This window comes from Sporosarcina saromensis, assembly GCF_033253735.1.
Lineage (GTDB): Bacteria > Bacillota > Bacilli > Bacillales_A > Planococcaceae > Sporosarcina > Sporosarcina saromensis.
Map to the genome: position 1 here is coordinate 58,258 of NZ_JAUBDI010000017.1, position 16,527 is coordinate 74,784.

Consider the following 16,527-nt stretch of genomic DNA (forward strand, 5'->3'; position numbering starts at 1 on the left):
GATACGAACGGGTTACGTTGTGATGCGACGAGGTTACGTTGCGATGCGCAGCGAGCGTTGTGTTGCGAGCGCGTTATGTTGTGATACGAACGGGTTACGTTGTGATGCGACGAGGTTACGTTGCGATGCGCAGCGAGCGTTGTGTTGCGAGCGCGTTATGTTGTGATACGAACGGGTTACGTTGTGATGCGACGAGGTTACGTTGTGATGCGCAGCGAGCGTTGTGTTGCGAGCGTGTTATATTGTGATACGACCGGGTTACGTTGCGATGCGCAGCAAGCGTTGTGATGCGAGCGCGTTATGTTGTGATACGAACGAATTACGTTGTCTTGCGAGCGCGTTATGTTGCGATACAACCGGGTTACGTTGTGATGCGAAACAAAACATTTTCAATGAGACTCCCCCACTTCCAGCCTCCTCAAGCAACAAGATTGATTTCCACACCAAACAATAGTAGTTTAAGAAACAAGGTTACTAATAGTAAGCTTGTTTCTTTTTCATATACAAAGGAGTGAACACGTTTGATGGCAACGACAAAACGATTTAATGGCATCCCTCTTTCTGTTCTTGACCTGGCACCCATTAATGAAGGCGGTAATCCGACACAAACGTTTAAAAATAGTGTCCAACTTGCACAGTATGTAGAAAAGTTGGGTTTTAACCGTTATTGGTTGGCCGAGCACCATAACATGCCTGGCGTGGCGAGTTCGGCTACTTCAGTTCTAATTGGGCATATCGCAGGTGTAACTAAACATATTCGCGTTGGTGCAGGTGGTATCATGTTACCGAATCATGCCCCGCTTGTGATTGCCGAGCAATTCGGCACACTTGAGGCACTGTATCCAGGTCGAATTGACCTTGGATTAGGTCGTGCACCAGGAAGTGACCAAGCGACAGCTTACGCATTACGACGCACTCTTCAAAGTACAGGTGAAGACTTTCCGCAACAAGTAGCTGAGCTCAAATCTTATTTTCATCCAGAACCAGGTGCGCGAGTTCGTGCATTTCCAGGTGAAGGGCAAGATATTCCAATTTGGCTGTTAGGTTCAAGTGGCTTCAGCGCACAACTTGCAGCACAACTCGGTTTGCCATTTTCATTTGCAAGCCATTTTGCGCCTGCCTATGCGATGCAAGCATTGCAACTGTATCACCAAAACTTTAGACCATCAAAAGACTTGCAACAACCCTATGCAATGATGGGAGTAAGCATCGTTGCAGCAGATACGGATGAACGCGCGCATTGGTTAGCCACTTCACTTCAGCAACAATTTATTAGTTTAGGAAAAGGCATGCCAACACAATTCAAGCCACCCATTGATAATCCGACTGCTGTATGGACGCCTCACGAACAAGCATCAGCGGCTAAGATGATTGAGTCCCCTGCAACGATTATCGGAAGTCCTGATACTGTAAAGAAAAAGTTGGAAGCCTTTTTAAATCAGACCAAAGCGAATGAATTCATTCTAAGTTCGCCAGTCTATTATCAAGAAGATCGACTTCGTTCGTTTGAAATCATTGCTGAAATGATGAATTAATTGAATACCTAACACCTTTGATGAATGTCAAAGGTGTTGTACTTTGAATTAAACGGTTATAGTATGTGACTCAACAGTTTTAAGTATTAATATAAATAATTCCTTATATCAAGGAGGTGAAGTTTTGAAAAGAATGCTCCATTCCTACCTTCGTATTTCATTAATTACAAAAATTAGTATAGCTTTAATTTTAGGGATTCTCGTTGGTATCCTTTTCGGAGAACAAGCAAGTGTCCTTGCGCCACTTGGTGATTTACTACTACGGTTGCTTACTTTTATTATGATCCCGCTCATTTTGTTAACACTCATCGTCGGAGTCAATCAAACAAACGTCACAAACCTTGGTCGAATGGGCAGCAAGGTCTTCATTTACTACACAGTAAGCTCGGCATTGGCAATCGTCGTCGGACTGGTTGTTGGAAGTATTTTTAAACCCGGCTCCGGTATGCAGCTCACTGAAAATGCAGTGTTTGACACACCTGAACACCCTGGGATTATCAGCGTTCTTCTTAACATCGTCCCTTCCAATCTTGTACAAGCCTTCACCGAAATGAACTTATTGGGAATTATTTTTATCGCTTTAACGTTCGGTATTGCCATTTCTGTCATGCGTTCATCAGAAGAACTTCGGGATGCTGGCGAATCGCTATTAGGAACGATTTCAGCATTAAATGAGGCCACATTAGTAATTTTGAAAGCCATTCTGCAATATATTCCGATTGGGATTTTCGCGATTATTGCTCAAACTGTCGGTAATCAAGGACTTGATACCCTTTTCTCACTTGGGGGTATGATTGGCGTGTTTTATATTGCATTGTTTGTTCACATCATTCTCTATGTCATTGTTCTCATTCTCTTCCGTGTAAAACCACTTCACTTTTTTAAGTTTGCACGTACGCCCATATTGACGGCATTTGTTACACAAAGTAGTACAGGTACGCTGCCGCTTACATTGGATGCAGCAAAAAACATGGGCATTCGGAAAAGTTTGTACGGTTTCAGCTTGCCTCTCGGTGCAACAATTAATATGGATGGCGCTGCGATACGCATTGCGGTTTCTGCCATTTTCGCAGCAAATATCGTTGGTAAGCCGTTAGATTTAACGGATATGATGCTAATTGTCTTGATTGGTACGCTTTCTTCTATTGGTACAGCAGGTGTGCCTGGAGCAGGAATTGTTATGATTTCAACGGTTTTTATTCAGCTTGGTTTACCAATGGAAGCGGTCGCTTTGCTGACAGCTATTGATGCGCTGATTGGTATGGGTGCAACCGCATTAAATGTAACAGGTGATTTAGTTGGAACGGTATTGGTCGACAAGCAGGAGAAGAGGCGGCGCTGAGTTATGCGGCGTTTTGCTTGGTTATGCCGCGTTTGAACGAAGTTTGCTGCGTTCACCTTGATTATGCCGCGTTTCCGAGGATTATGCCGCGTTTGGAGGAAGTTTGCCGCGTTCGGCTCGGTTATGCCCCGTTTGAACGAAGTTTGCGTACTTAAGAGTATCATGAGCAGTTACAGAGAAATTTCCCATTACTTGTGAGCGCGGGATTTTTTTGTTGGTGGAGTTGGTGTCGCGCTAAATGCATTTGACAAACTAAGGGTTTTATTTAACGAGACTGGCTATGCGGCGTTTGGAGGAAGTTTGCCGCGTTTGGCCCGGTTATGCGGCGTTTGGATAAAGTTTGCCGCGTTTCGCTTGGTTATGCGGTGGTTGGATGAATAGCCTCTTGTTATTTTTCTTTATTCATGTTAAATTGGTCAATAGAAAATTTTAATAGCATTTGCATGTATAACCTCGATAAGATGGTTCGAGGGTCTCTACCAGGAACCGATATCTCCTGATTACAAAATTTATTTTTTGTAATCAGGGGATTTTTTATTGCCAAAATATAGGTTTATATGTGTAGTTGGAGGAGATATTTTTGGATATACGCGTATTCTTGCTGGCGATTGCTGCGATTACGGTTGGCTTAGTCGAGTTGGTTGTAGGCGGTATTTTACCAGTGATTGCAGATGATTTACATGTTTCCATCGCGACAGCAGGTCAACTGATTACGATTTTTGCGCTCGTTTATGCAGTTTCGGGTCCCGTATTACTGTCGCTTACTGCCAAAATGGAACGAAAAAAACTTTACTTAATTGCCTTGTCGGTGTTCTTTATCGGCAATGTCTTTACCTATTTCAGCCCTACTTTCACATTGATGATGGTGGCTCGGGTACTTACAGCTGCGAGTGCGGCTCTTGTAATTGTTTTATCCTTAACAATTACCGCGCGCATTTCACTGCCTGAAAAACGGGCGAAAGCGTTAGGATATATTTATATGGGGATCAGTTCGTCTTTAGTTCTTGGTGTACCTATTGGGATTGTATTAACCAATGCTTTTGGTTGGCGTTCTGTCTTTTTAGGCATCGCCATCCTGTCACTCGGATCGATTGCTTTAATCAGCAAGTTTCTTGACGAAATTCCTACTGGGCATGTCCAACCGCTTTCTGAGCAAGTGAAAGCTCTTGGCAATAAAAAAATCATCTTTGCACATTTGGCAACGATGTTCATGCTTGCGGGGCATTATACAGTATATGCCTATTTTACACCTTTTTTAGAAGAAACAATGCAACTTAGTCCGTACTGGATTAGCATTTTCTACTTTATCTTTGGATTAGCTGCAGTGAGTGGCGGAGCATTCGGTGGCAGTTTAGCTTCTAAGATTGGATCGACGAAGAGTATCTTGTTCATCCTTGGAGCATTTGCACTTAGCCTGTTCATTCTACCTTACATGACGTTCTCAACTCCTGTGTTTCTCATCATCATGGTCATTTGGGGCGCGTTAAGTTGGAGTTTAGCTCCACCACAACAAGATTACATTATCCAAAGTGATCCTGCTTCATCCGATATCCATCAAAGCTTTAACAATTCAGCGCTTCAAGTCGGTATTGCTATCGGTTCGGGTGTGGGTGGTGTCGTATATAATCAGACAGGAAGTGTGACCGTTATGCCTTCTGTCGGTGGAATTATTGTGCTCATCGCGTTCATTTGTGCTGCGATTTCGTTGTCCATTGCAGTGGAAAAAACACGCAGCAGAAAAGCCCAAAAGCAAACTGTTTATGAATAAAATAAAAAACAACGGCTGTCTTAAGGTGTAGTTCCTTCAGACAGTCATTGTTTTTTATCGCCTATTATTTTTCCTAAACCACTTGTCCCACAACTCATGAAACGTCATGTTGTGCGTTACAATTACAAACCAAAGAAACATCAGAATACAGAGTGTTAGAATTCTTGGCTTTCCTTCTACAAAGACCTGCATCGGAACGATATATACAATCCCTACTATCCCAAAGGAAAGGGCAAGCAACTCGATATACAATTTCATTTTCAAGAAATTCATCATCCATTGCCCCCCGAAAATAGAATAAGCAGCCTCATCGTTTATTCTCAAAAAGCTTTATGTAGTTCCCTACTAGAACAATTCCTCTTATAGTATACTGAAAAATCAATCAAAATCCCACTATCTAATTGGATTTTTCCCTTTTATTCGCTTTAATGTCGCTACAATTAGGAAACTGACGATGACTAATAAGAGCCACGAGCTCACTTTGCCAACATGGACTAAACGCCATACCTCTGCTTGATTTGGGTATTTCCATGCTCCGAAGAACGTTGCAATATTTTCTGCAATCCAGATAAAGAACCCGATGAGTACAAAGGAGATGGCGAGAGGCATGCGGTAACGAATCCCGCCTACTTCATAGCTCACCCAACTTCGCCAAAAGACCATTAACACTAAACTTGCTAACCACCATCTAACATCCAACCAATAGTGATGAGTGAAAAAATTCAAGTATATTGCAAAAGCAAGAGGCGCAACGAAATAGAACTTCGGCCATTTAATAAGATCTACTTTCATCCTCCGCCATGCTTGACAGAGATAACTGGCTACACTTGCATACATGAAACCGCTGTATAGCGGGACACCTAATAGTTTAGAGTAGCCATCTTCTGGATATGCCCACGACCCCATATGGACTTTGAAAATTTCTAGACAGAGTCCGATGACATGAAAAAGTGTGATAACTTTTAACTCATCTCTCGTTTCGAGACCCGCACGCACCATCCACCATTGCATGAGAAGAAATAGGATGAGCAGCCAATCGTAACGAGGCAGTAACGGAAGTGGTAGAAACTTTGTAATTGCTAAAGAAGCGAATATAACAACCGGAAATAGACAGGATTGCGCTTGAATCCAACCAAAGCGGACAAGTTGTTCCCACGAATGTTTGATGGTCAGTTTAGGAGGTTGTTCACTTAATTTCCCGTAATTCGTTAAGCTTTTCATTACAATCACCGTTCTTTCCTAATCCTTATCTACTAAAGGGATTACAGTCTTTTAATCCACAACAATCTATTTTCCGTTACTCCTCATCCGCTTGGTACACCAAAATATCTCCAGGCTGGCAGTCCAAAGCTTTGCATATCCCTTCCAACGTAGAAAATCGGATTGCCTTTGCCTTGCCATTTTTTAAAATTGAAAGGTTTGCCATTGTAATGCCGACTTTCTCTGATAGTTCGGTTACACTCATTTTACGTTTAGCTAGCATTACATCTATTGAAATCATAATCGCCAATGTAGTCACCTCAAACCGTCAAATCATTTTCGGATTTCATTTCAATCGCACTCGTTACTAGTTTCTCTAACACTGCTGCAAAAACTGCAATGACAAGTGCGCCAAATAATATAAGTAAGCCAATTAAAATAATGCCTGGCGCGTCGTCCAATTCTCCCATTACGTAAAAGAGAGGCATGCCAAGTACATAGAAACCGCTAATTGACAATGCACAGTGTTTAATGTTGTGCAAAGCTTTAGCAGATTTGTCGGAAAACGCTTCATTGTTATCAATGAAGTTGAGCAACTTAAACGTTTGATACAGCGCGAGGAAAAATGGAATGGCAGCAGCATACATGACAATAAGCACGAGTAATTTTATAACTGGCATAGATGGAACTAACTCTGCCGCAAAACTACCGATTTTTGGGACAACAAATATACATAAAGCAAGCACTGGGAGTCCCATTAAGATTACTATTAATTTAAGAAAGAGCGTTTCACGTTTCATTTAAGCACCTCATCTAGTTAATGTCACTTGAATTTACCATACGTTTTATCGAATAACAATAAATAATTATCGATAAATGACATTACAATTTTGTAAGTGAAGAATGTTGGCAACCAACTTGCGCAAGAAGATGTTTCGCATTGTAAGAAATCAGGAAGCTCGAATGACAGCTGAGTCCGAAAAGAAATGCAAAGCAAGCTTACGGCCAGACTGCTATAATAAAAGAAAAATGAGGTGTATTTTTCATGACGAACGAACATTGTCCGATATGTGGTCAAGGGAATAATTGTTGTTACGGGAGAGAAAAGTCGCTGGGAGAGTGCTGGTGCACCGAAGAGGCTTTTCCACATGCGATTTTTGAAGCAATTGAAGAGGAGGATTTATACAAAAAGTGTATTTGCAAAGGGTGTCTTGATCAGTTCAAAGAAAAATTATGAATGCCAGCATAATTCCAAAGAAAAATACACCAGCCCTTTGGTTGGCCGGTGCATATTAGGAGGCATTTTGTTTTAATTCTTCGTAAATCTTACGGGCTTCTTCTTCAGCCATTTTCTTATTAATGCCTGAAACGGTAATAAGCTTATTATCCATAATAAAGTTCCATAGTTTCGTCATATCCATCACCTACTTTCTGTTTCACACTACCTTCTATCTATTCCCTATCCTCTAGAAAGTAAACATATGATCTCCTACTGAAAAACGCTATGGACAGGCTTCTTTGCCTATCCATAGCGTTTAGTTGTAACCTTCATGCTGCTTAGTCTGGCTGCTCTTTATCAAACCAAAGCAACTCTTTGTCATCCTCATCGCCATTATAATTAATAAGGATCTCTTCTCCTGCAGCAATGTCTTTATAGGCAAAAAAGTCAAAAGTGTGTTTCTCAAAACTGATTGAATATGTTGCGTTGGGCTCATAGGAATGATTGAACAACATGCCATAACCAAGCAAAAGTGCGGAATGATTCACACCATACTCAAAGGCATAATCAGCCAGCAATGTTTTTTCAATATGTTCATGCTCAGCATTTGGATACGCTAGCACCGGTGCTTCGTGTAACAACGTACCTTTTTTAATGTCGCATGTTGCAAATACGCCTCTATTGAATTCCCCATCACTTACCGAGGATGATTTTATCTCGATCATGCTGTCACCTGCTCACTTGTAGAATTTACTTTCTAACTATAACATCTATACGTAAATTTAGCGCAATATTTTACTTTTTGATGAATTCCGTTCATTATACTAGTGCTTTTCCACGCGGGCGACGGCTCTGTTTTGCGCTTTACAAATATAGCTTTGAGCATGAGGACATAGTGTGTAGACAACCTCTGCTTTTGCCGAAAGTAGCCCTGCTTTAGACGGAACCTCTGTTTAAGGAGTCGAAGGCCATGCTTTTAGCGTGATCGGAAAGATTCGCAGTAGCAATGATTCTACAGCAACTTTTTAATTCATAAACTCAAGATAGCGTTTTATACGTACGTACTAGCGATCAGTCACTTTATATAATCATAGTCTTGTCCTAATGAAAAAGACGAATAATTATGAAAAGGTTGCCGATAGCGAATCGTTTGGATATGATATTTTTAAAGGGAGGGAGTCACGTGACGAATTTAAAAGAAGAAGCCGTTGCAAAAGAAAAAGACGCTGATTTGAAAATAAAAGTTGAAAAAAGAGAAGGCGAGCCAACTGCAGCGTTTAAGGGCGCATCCATTGCTGCATTGTTAATTGGGGTACTGGCTTACTTCATCGGCTTGTTTAACGCAACGATGGAGCTGAATGAAAAAGGCTATTACTTTGTTGTATTGATTTTTGGTCTTTATGCGTCAGTCTCTTTACAAAAGGCAGTTCGAGATAAAGAGGAAGGTGTCCCTGTGACCAACATCTATTATGGACTCAGCTGGTTCGCACTCCTTATCGCGATTTTGTTAATGGGGATTGGCTTATATAATGCAGGCAGTATCGTCTTAAGTGAAAAAGGTTTTTATGGTATGGCTTTTGTGTTGAGTATTTTTGCTGCAATCACTGTTCAAAAGAATGTACGAGATACACAGAAAGCTAGAAATATGGATTGATATAACCCTAGTCGTTTTCTAAACTACTAAATACCGTGCGTCCATTCGTACTGACAATGGACACACGGTTTTTCAGTGCGTTTTTATGGCTGTTTTGCTTAGGTGTATTTTATAGTTCTTTGGATAATCCTTGTCGTTGAATTTTTCCCCAGTCTTTTTTCCGTCTGATCATACGCCAAATTCCTTCTGTTCTGCATAACAGTGTGAATGGACGATACCAGAACACTTCGGTTAACGACAATAGAAGAAGGCGTACCAAATCTTCTATTTTCGGATACGTTTTTTGAGTCCATGCTTCTAGTAACACGGCAGTCATTGAAAACAAGGAGCTATATAATAAAAATAACAATCCTAAAATAATCGCAAAGAGTATATATACTTCTCCCATAAACAAGGAAACGAGCATATAGAGATAACCAATGATTTCAATAACTGGACCTAACAATTCAATGAACAAAAAATAAGGGAAAGACACAAGGCCGATTGTTCGATATTTTGGGTTGAATGCCATTTCTTTATGCAACCATAAACTTTCAGCAAGTCCTTGATGCCAACGTCTGCGCTGCGTTCGCAAATCATTCATTGTCGAAGGTGCTTCCGTCCAACAAACAGGGTCAGGCGTAAACACAATTTCCTTTTCGGCTTTTTGACGACGGACTTCTTTATGAAGTTTGACGACAAGCTCCATATCTTCTCCAACTGTATTTTGAGAGTAACCGCCAACTTGTAAGGCCCAATGCTTTGAGAACACACTGAATGCACCTGAAATGATCAGAACGAGATTAAGCTGGCTTAATGCAATTCGACCCAATAGAAACGCTCTCATATATTCAATAATTTGCATCGTAACAATTGTTGACTGTGGGAGTCTCGAGCTTGTTACATGTCCCATTTGAATGGTAAATCCATTGGCAATACGGACATTTCCACCACTGGCAATTACTTCTCGGTTGGATTCGATTATTGGCTTCATTACACGCAATAATGACGTTTTATCCAAGATGGAATCTCCGTCAATCGAACAAAAGTATGGATATTGCGCTAAATTAATGCCCGCATTCAACGCGTCGGATTTACCCCCATTCTCTTTCGTCACTAATTGCAAGTTCGGATGAATCGTGGATTGGTAGACTACTTGTATTTCCTTTGTCTCTAACTTACCTTGTATTTTCTTATTAACACGTTTCATTTTAAAATGGTGAAGGATTAATTTTTCGGTCTCATCGATTGACCCATCGTTAATAACAATAATCTCATATTCTCTGTAACGCAATGCGAGCAACGAATGAATAGTACCAATTACACCATCCTGCTCGTTGTAAGCTGGTACAAGGATCGAAACAGGTTGCGAATAACTATAGGACAAGTCTTCTTCAATTTCAAAGTTCTTTGCAAGCTTGCGTTCATTCATCAACTGTCGGAATGAGGCAATTAGCATCCATGAATAGACAAAAATGACGGCAACCATGTAAAACATGAGCATGTATCCTAGAAATGCAAAAAGAGATGACGTTATATACGGTAAACTCATGTACTCACTCCTTTTCCAGCATTTCTTCTGCTAACGCGACTGCAGATTCGTCTAAACTTGTTTGAATAATGGTCGTAAAAGCTTGGTGACTCGTTTTTAGCTTTGTTAATGAATGTGCAGCTTGAAGACGGACTTGATAGGAAGGATCTATCATCAGCTTTTGTAAGACCGGTTCTGCTAAATCTGGTGGAGCAACACCAAATACTTTCGCAACCATTAACCGCTCCTCCCAAATTGGAGAAGTAGCAAACACTTCGTACGTGCTAACATTCTCTATTCGTTCGAGTGAAGCGATGCTCTTTAATGCACGAATGCGCAATTCACTATCCTCACTACCAAGGCATTTATTCAAAAACGGCAACCAGTTAACATAAAACTTCACTCCAACTATTTCAACTAAGATCCATTGAAGTGTTTGCGGTAATTCGTCAAACAGATTCGCCAATGAAAGCAAATGTTCTTCGTCCAGTTCGAATAACAACTTTCGGTAGTCAAACTCGCCTAGATGTACTTTGGGGTTTAAATAGTAACGGATAAAATGTTCGGGATCAAATTTAGCAATAATTCTGTACATCATCAAATACTCTTCTTTGGAATACTCTTGCTTGCTTGTCAACTTATCCACTACATCGGCTAGTAAAAACTTCCACTCAAACAAATAAATCTTGTAATAGACATTCATTCGAATGCTTTTACTTCGACTGTTTAGCTGACGTTTATAGTAATCTTCCAGATAATGCATGGCAAAAAGTTTCATCCCATAAGAAATCGTTTCCGATGAAAAATTCACTCTGCAATGGAAAAACAATTTATCGATCGCATCTTTTTCAATTTTGCTTTTTGGTTGCAACTGTTTTGGCGACAACTGACCTTCTACTAAATAAGCAAACCACTCATGTTGCCGTTTAGTAAGATAAGCTTCAATAAGTTTCTCTTTTCTCACTTCTTGTATCCGATACACAATCAGTACGACACACAGACAAACGAGTAACAAAAATACACCCAACACACAGAGTAACAGGATAATTAAGAAATTATTCATGATAAATCCTGTGAAGCATTTTCTTTAATTGCGCTTCTAACAAGCGCGGATTAAACGGCTTAGGCATATATTCATCTACTCCGTGTTCAAAAGCGTAAATCATTTCTTTTTCACTTTGTCTCTTTGTCATCATGAGGATATAAAAACGTTGTGTGTTTGGAAGATTTCTCAACATATGCAAAATATCTATACCATTTTTTTTCGGTAAAACGTCATTCATAATGACTAGATGAATTTTCGGTGTTCGGTACCAATCTGATTGAACAAAAGCTTGACCATCATTAAACTCTTTTACGGTAAAAGTGATATCTCGTACATCCATCCGTTCTATAATTTGTCTTATGACACTCGTTACAATTACATCTTCATCCAATACACTGACACTTACTTCTTGAGGTGCAATTTTTGCAAATGAACGATCTGATAAAAACAGTGTGCGATTTGGTTGAGCTTGAACTTCCTGTAATAATTTTATTCCACTATCTAAAAGTGAAGATGCCGTCGCTTCACTGTTCTTCACTTCAATTATTGCAGCTGCAGGCAAACTTTCATTCGACACGTCACTTCTTAACAACCGTTTTAACATAACTTCAGCTTCTATTTCTCCAACATTCGGTAATAAAATCACTACGATTTCATGGTCAGGAAAGTTAAACACCAAGTCAGTGTTTTTTAACTGACGCTCTAGCTCTTTCGTACAAGGCAGATTTAGGAACACAAGTGTAAATATTTCTTTATACCGCTCTGTACTCGCTAATTGCCAATTGATTAGAACTGGAAATAGCTCTCCGTCCAAAAAGCAAACTTGATCATTTTTTTTGAGCATATAAGTGCCTCCTACTTCAGAACTTCTTGATGTACGTATTAACGAGGGGCAATAATTCTTTTTCTGTCATAATGTAATTTAAGCCATTTTCAGATTCAATTAATGGAATCAAATCCTTCTCATAGTTATTTACTAAAGGAATACTTCTTATCGAAATCCCTCTTCTCTCTGCTTCAACAGATGCCTTTGTGAGTGTTTCTTCACTCGTCGTACTTGGTGAATATAACAATATTATTTGCGCAACACCTTTTTCCAATGCAAAGGACTCATACTCTTCGGGAAGTAACATTGGACCAAGCAGTAAATTCCGTTCATGGCGAATAGGTGCAGCTCCTGCCAAAGTGAGCGTTTCCCATTCTTGTCCCCCCGTCATAGAACCATACAGAAGACCTACTGCCACTTGTTTAACCTGTTCTTGTTCGTGTCTAGAGGTAATGATGTAACTTGGGCGTCGCTCATGTTTCACTCGCTTGAGCTGTTCATATTGCTGTCCAAGAGTCATACCATCTAAGTCAATGAATTGTTCAACACCAATTGCACGTAACGTGGTTCTTTCTTCTTCACTTGGCGAACAACCTATGAGGTACTTCCGGCCAACCCATTCTGCAGACCCGCATTGCACAGTTGGCGATACATCCCCTACTAACGTTGCATCCCAATCGATCAACGCCTCTGCCATCATACTAACCGTGTTATTTTGGAAAGCATGGACATATACTTTATGCTCTGCAGCCTCCACATAGTTCACAATAGTACGTACTTCTTCGAGTGTTGGATTTTGGGAAATGGGCATCGCTGTAAAGTCTATACCCATCTCTTTTGTGACTTGTTTCGCTTTGGATTGCCACTTATTTGACGGACTATCCGGTAGCAAGGAAACTACCTCTTTTACGCCTCCGCGTTTGATTCGGGTAAACCATTCTTCATCCGTTGGAAATGGCCCTATCATAATTGCCTGATCAGGGAAGTTGAACAATTCGCCCCTTGCAAGCGTAGTTGGTTGCATAAAATTGAGCGCGTACGTGTCATCACCTAACTCTTCGTTAATGACTTGTTTAATAACATCTACACGATGCCTCCCCAAGTAGCAATGGACATAATATTTTTTGTCATCTTGCTGAATCAATTGCTTTACTCGTTGAATTGATTTTGAGTTATCACCGACCCACGGGAGCATCGGAATGGAAATCAATTCTAAATCAATTTCCTCAACAGAAGCTTTTTCTTTATCCAGTAATGGCTTTTCAATTGGCAAAGTGGGATTTAATAATGTAATGACTCCATCATAGCCTTGCTCATGTAATCGAACTAAATCTTCTTTTTCAGGATAAGGACCGAAAGTAAACCGGTCTCCTTCCACAATTTCACCTTGTGAAGCTTGGACAATACCATTTCCTGTATTTAGAAAGTAATACATCCCACTGATGCAAAGGAACACGGAGCCGATAACAAATAGCCATGATGCTACCCACCGATTTTTCTTCAATATGAGAAAGTAATAGAGAAAAGACGCGATAAAGCCAAAAACAACCCAACCAAGTACAAAATATTTCATAACGTTATCAATCTTAAATTGGGACCATCCTCTATCCGTATACGTTTGTTCGATTGGAACGACTGCAAATAAGAGAAAAAATATACCTCCTCCAACACCTAAAGTGCTTAAAAAGGTGAACCACATTAGGAGTTTAAGGAAAAATCGATCCTTGCGTTCATTCTGCATGCAAAACCCCTCTTTTCCGATTAATGGCTTCATTCAATATGTCTTCCATCATAGGAAAATAACTTAGCCAGTAAAAAGAAGAAACATCTTTTGCGAAAAATTTATACACATGATGAATACTTTCCCACGTAACAATCGGTTGCTTATCAAAGTCGGCATAGTCACCCGCAAAGTAATACGTCAAATCGTTCTCTCTAAATAGAACTGCCGGGAACTGTGTTGGAATACCAGCTGCTCGCAACTTGTCAGCTCCTATATCTTCGAGTTCCACTTTGTATGATGCTAATACTTCAGTCCCACCAAGTGGTTCAACAATATCAAACCAATACATATATTCAGAAGAATGTACAGATGAAAATTTGTGCTTACCTTGTTCTGTTAATGTAAAATTGACTGATCCTTTTATTTCATCTTCATTTAGAATGATCACTTGATCGGTAGTATGGACATATGCCATTCCAGGTCCTTCGAATGACCACTCTTGTTGCGCTTGTTGTTCGTAGTTGTCAATGAGCCATTGTGGAATTTCATCATTAGCTAAATCAGGAAAATACCTCCCGATCCATCCACTCCACGTAAGTCCCAATGTTTGCTGCATAATCTTACTCACTTCTTCACTTGTAGGCGATGCAAAAGAATTGAACTCAGCAATTAGAGTTGTTTGATCATCTTTACTTTGCATAAGGCCGTTCCAATCGAGCAAATCCATGCCTCCAAATAGGAGTTCCGAGCGCTCTCCATCCGGTTTTTCTTCCAAGTCATCACTATACACTCCGTACGTGTCTGTAATGTAAATCATATCAACTTGATGATGTTCAAAAGGTTCTGTTTGTACTTTGTCATAAGGATCAAAACCATAATAATCCTTCCCAACGTCATACAACTCTCCATCTTCTCTAACAATTTTCTTACTCGTCAACACTTGGAACAAACCATTATGTTCACGGTAATCCTTCGTCGGAACCGTATAGTCTATAACTGCAATTTCTAATGAAATAGGCTCTTTTAGTGACCAATACACCCGAGGCGATAATATAAGCAACAGCAAAAGAAGTAGAATTACTATGATTCGTTTTTTCAATCTGTTACGCTCCATCCGTCCTTAGCAAGTTTGTATTATTTTTAAATGATACCATTTTTCATTTTCCAAAACTATAAAGTTGCTAAAATAATGACTTCTTTCAATTATAGATTGTCTACATTTCATCGGGTTTTATTAACTCGTAACTAGTTACTCTCTAAAGTTCTAAACTTTCGCCACCATCATAAGATGAGTGTATACCAACATTCATACTTAAAGGGGACGAGTCTATGTTTGCTATTCATTTTCTTGAAAATAACATCGCTGTTCTGAACCAAGTTTTACGAAGAATACCTGAAGTGAACGAAGCGATAAGGATTAAAGGGCGAAATGGAAAAGTGTTAAGTATTGAACAAGTGTCTGACAGTAAGTATTTTGTACATGTAGAATTTGAAAAAATCGTGGAAAAAAGCAAGGTACCAGGGAAAGATGATCGTAAGAAGAGAAGATAATGTTTGCATGAGAAAGAGCCGATCAGATAGGCGTTTGATCAGCTCTTTTTCTATATTCTGTTTTAACTAGACGTTTTAGTAACGTTGTTCAAGACTGTTTCTTTAGCATACACTTTTCGTTCAAGCAGCCAATGCGTTGAATCATTCTTTTGAGAGAATTATTGATAGGTCGTGACGAATGAAGGGCGTGGAAATAGATTGGGACGCTTATCGATCCCTTGCTCAGTCCCCCGTTTCGCATGTGCCTTTGAATAGGCTTTCGATTGCTGCCAGTTCGCAAACGATTCTTCATTTTCCCATAGGGTTAAAATGACATACGTATCTGACTGCAATGGACGAAGGACACGAATCGCAATAAAGCCCGGTTCCTCCTCAATCAAACCCGCTCGGTTGCGGAATCGCTCTTCAAACTGCGTCCTTCCTTCTTCCGTGACAGGGATATTGTTTAACACTGCAAAACAGTTATTTTGCAAAGCTCCTGTACGATCCAATATCTCATAGGTTTCAGTAACAGGAATACTCGCCTCCATTGTTTCTTGTAAAAGCAGCATTTCTTCGTTATTTCGTAAGCAAACGACCTCTTCCTCTTGCGTAAGTGAATCCTTCAAAATCGTATGTGCCTCTTGCTTAGATCCAATCCACTTAAATAGCTTCATTCCAAATTCCTCCTCGTACTATTTTGTGGCGTCTCTCGTTATTTTGCCGCCATACTTCTTTTCACTCCACCTACTACAGTTCACTTATAAACCAAAAAATAAATAGTAGAGAGAGTAAAATAATGCCTACAATCGCTTTTATTTTTACAATTTTAATCGATTCATCCGAGAAGTCAGGTTCCGTATCGTACTTCCAACGCTCTGCCCAAATCATCATATCTTTTGGATAGTTGAATTGAAGGATCAAAAACAAATAGAGTGGACTTAGTAATATAAATGCTAGAATGACAGTGAACACTGATGCTACTCTAAAATTAGGACTCAGCGAATTGGGAGAGTTATAATAAACTTATCCAACTGAGCGGAGTGAAAAATGATGAAAAGACAGTATGACAAAGAATTTAAAATGGATGCAGCCAAGTTGGTTGTGGATGCAGGTAAAACGGTAGCACAAACAGCTAGAGACCTGGGTATCGCGGAACAGACGCTGCATAACTG

At 40.0% G+C, this 16,527-nt stretch carries 19 protein-coding genes and 1 riboswitch; of the genes, 7 read left to right on the plus strand and 12 right to left on the minus strand.

What is annotated here, in order from left to right:
- Nucleotides 1–524 precede the first annotated feature (524 nt).
- The 3 genes from QT711_RS14985 (at nucleotide 525) to QT711_RS14995 (ending at nucleotide 4,645) form a co-directional block, all read left to right on the plus strand.
- Entirely contained in the window at nucleotides 525–1,535 is a 1,011-nt protein-coding gene (locus tag QT711_RS14985; protein ID WP_317945579.1) for an LLM class flavin-dependent oxidoreductase, read from the plus strand.
- 124 nt (nucleotides 1,536–1,659) lie between these two features.
- Complete coding sequence (locus tag QT711_RS14990; protein ID WP_317945581.1) at nucleotides 1,660–2,877, plus strand: dicarboxylate/amino acid:cation symporter; 1,218 nt, start codon at nucleotides 1,660–1,662, stop codon at nucleotides 2,875–2,877.
- Nucleotides 2,878–3,300: 423 nt separating this feature from the next.
- Nucleotides 3,301–3,400: riboswitch (purine riboswitch) on the plus strand.
- A gap of 57 nt (nucleotides 3,401–3,457) precedes the next feature.
- Entirely contained in the window at nucleotides 3,458–4,645 is a 1,188-nt protein-coding gene (locus tag QT711_RS14995; protein ID WP_317945583.1) for an MFS transporter, read from the plus strand.
- A gap of 393 nt (nucleotides 4,646–5,038) precedes the next feature.
- Here the strand turns inward: QT711_RS14995 and QT711_RS15000 are convergent, their stop codons facing one another.
- From QT711_RS15000 to QT711_RS15010, 3 genes are all read right to left on the minus strand, one after another.
- Nucleotides 5,039–5,866: a DUF817 domain-containing protein gene (locus QT711_RS15000; RefSeq protein WP_317945613.1), complete on the minus strand. Its 828-nt coding sequence runs from the start codon at nucleotides 5,864–5,866 to the stop codon at nucleotides 5,039–5,041.
- Nucleotides 5,867–5,942: 76 nt separating this feature from the next.
- The gene (locus QT711_RS15005) at nucleotides 5,943–6,155 is read right to left on the minus strand and encodes a helix-turn-helix domain-containing protein (protein WP_317945585.1); all 213 of its coding nucleotides are present in this window, start codon (nucleotides 6,153–6,155) and stop codon (nucleotides 5,943–5,945) included.
- Between the two features lie 10 nt (nucleotides 6,156–6,165).
- Nucleotides 6,166–6,645 carry a DUF2975 domain-containing protein gene (locus tag QT711_RS15010; protein WP_317945587.1) on the minus strand — a complete coding sequence of 160 codons (480 nt, stop codon included), beginning with the start codon at nucleotides 6,643–6,645 and terminating at the stop codon, nucleotides 6,166–6,168.
- Between the two features lie 245 nt (nucleotides 6,646–6,890).
- Here QT711_RS15010 and QT711_RS15015 point away from each other — a divergent pair, with 245 nt between their 5' ends.
- On the plus strand, nucleotides 6,891–7,082 hold the full coding sequence (locus QT711_RS15015) for a cysteine-rich CWC family protein (protein WP_317945589.1): 192 nt from the start codon (nucleotides 6,891–6,893) through the stop codon (nucleotides 7,080–7,082).
- Between the two features lie 55 nt (nucleotides 7,083–7,137).
- Here QT711_RS15015 and QT711_RS15020 read toward each other — a convergent pair whose 3' ends face one another.
- Both QT711_RS15020 and QT711_RS15025 read right to left on the minus strand, forming a co-directional pair.
- Nucleotides 7,138–7,260 carry a hypothetical protein gene (locus tag QT711_RS15020; RefSeq protein ID WP_317945591.1) on the minus strand — a complete coding sequence of 41 codons (123 nt, stop codon included), beginning with the start codon at nucleotides 7,258–7,260 and terminating at the stop codon, nucleotides 7,138–7,140.
- Nucleotides 7,261–7,402: 142 nt separating this feature from the next.
- Nucleotides 7,403–7,789 (minus strand): SET domain-containing protein, encoded by a 387-nt coding sequence (locus QT711_RS15025; RefSeq protein WP_317945593.1) that lies wholly within the window; start codon nucleotides 7,787–7,789, stop codon nucleotides 7,403–7,405.
- A 458-nt stretch (nucleotides 7,790–8,247) separates the two neighbouring features.
- Between QT711_RS15025 and yiaA the strand changes: the two genes are divergently transcribed.
- Nucleotides 8,248–8,718 (plus strand): inner membrane protein YiaA, encoded by a 471-nt coding sequence (gene yiaA / locus QT711_RS15030; RefSeq protein WP_317945595.1) that lies wholly within the window; start codon nucleotides 8,248–8,250, stop codon nucleotides 8,716–8,718.
- A gap of 109 nt (nucleotides 8,719–8,827) precedes the next feature.
- Here yiaA and QT711_RS15035 read toward each other — a convergent pair whose 3' ends face one another.
- Genes QT711_RS15035 through QT711_RS15055 form a run of 5 tightly spaced genes read right to left on the minus strand, consistent with a single transcriptional unit; the run spans nucleotide 8,828 to nucleotide 14,921 of the window.
- Complete coding sequence (locus QT711_RS15035) at nucleotides 8,828–10,249, minus strand: glycosyltransferase family 2 protein (protein ID WP_317945597.1); 1,422 nt, start codon at nucleotides 10,247–10,249, stop codon at nucleotides 8,828–8,830.
- A 4-nt stretch (nucleotides 10,250–10,253) separates the two neighbouring features.
- Nucleotides 10,254–11,291 (minus strand): HEAT repeat domain-containing protein, encoded by a 1,038-nt coding sequence (locus QT711_RS15040; RefSeq protein ID WP_317945598.1) that lies wholly within the window; start codon nucleotides 11,289–11,291, stop codon nucleotides 10,254–10,256.
- A complete protein-coding gene (locus QT711_RS15045; protein ID WP_317945600.1) occupies nucleotides 11,284–12,117 on the minus strand; it encodes a response regulator in 834 nt (277 codons plus the stop codon). The genes QT711_RS15040 and QT711_RS15045 overlap by 8 nt, the downstream gene beginning before the upstream one ends.
- A 16-nt stretch (nucleotides 12,118–12,133) precedes the next feature.
- Complete coding sequence (locus tag QT711_RS15050) at nucleotides 12,134–13,840, minus strand: hypothetical protein (protein ID WP_317945602.1); 1,707 nt, start codon at nucleotides 13,838–13,840, stop codon at nucleotides 12,134–12,136.
- Nucleotides 13,830–14,921 (minus strand): hypothetical protein, encoded by a 1,092-nt coding sequence (locus tag QT711_RS15055; RefSeq protein ID WP_317945604.1) that lies wholly within the window; start codon nucleotides 14,919–14,921, stop codon nucleotides 13,830–13,832. Before QT711_RS15055 ends, QT711_RS15050 begins: the two co-directional genes overlap by 11 nt.
- Nucleotides 14,922–15,151: 230 nt before the next feature.
- Here QT711_RS15055 and QT711_RS15060 point away from each other — a divergent pair, with 230 nt between their 5' ends.
- Nucleotides 15,152–15,373, plus strand: coding sequence for a hypothetical protein (locus tag QT711_RS15060; RefSeq protein WP_317945606.1), 222 nt, complete (start codon nucleotides 15,152–15,154; stop codon nucleotides 15,371–15,373).
- A gap of 158 nt (nucleotides 15,374–15,531) precedes the next feature.
- Here the strand turns inward: QT711_RS15060 and QT711_RS15065 are convergent, their stop codons facing one another.
- The gene (locus tag QT711_RS15065; protein ID WP_317945608.1) at nucleotides 15,532–16,029 is read right to left on the minus strand and encodes an antibiotic biosynthesis monooxygenase family protein; all 498 of its coding nucleotides are present in this window, start codon (nucleotides 16,027–16,029) and stop codon (nucleotides 15,532–15,534) included.
- A 73-nt stretch (nucleotides 16,030–16,102) separates the two neighbouring features.
- On the minus strand, nucleotides 16,103–16,327 hold the full coding sequence (locus tag QT711_RS15070) for a hypothetical protein (protein ID WP_317945609.1): 225 nt from the start codon (nucleotides 16,325–16,327) through the stop codon (nucleotides 16,103–16,105).
- A 78-nt stretch (nucleotides 16,328–16,405) separates the two neighbouring features.
- On the opposite strand from QT711_RS15070, the gene QT711_RS19610 reads away from it, so the two are divergent.
- Nucleotides 16,406–16,527: transposase (locus QT711_RS19610; RefSeq protein WP_398296226.1), on the plus strand; the 122-nt coding region annotated here is incomplete at its 3' end.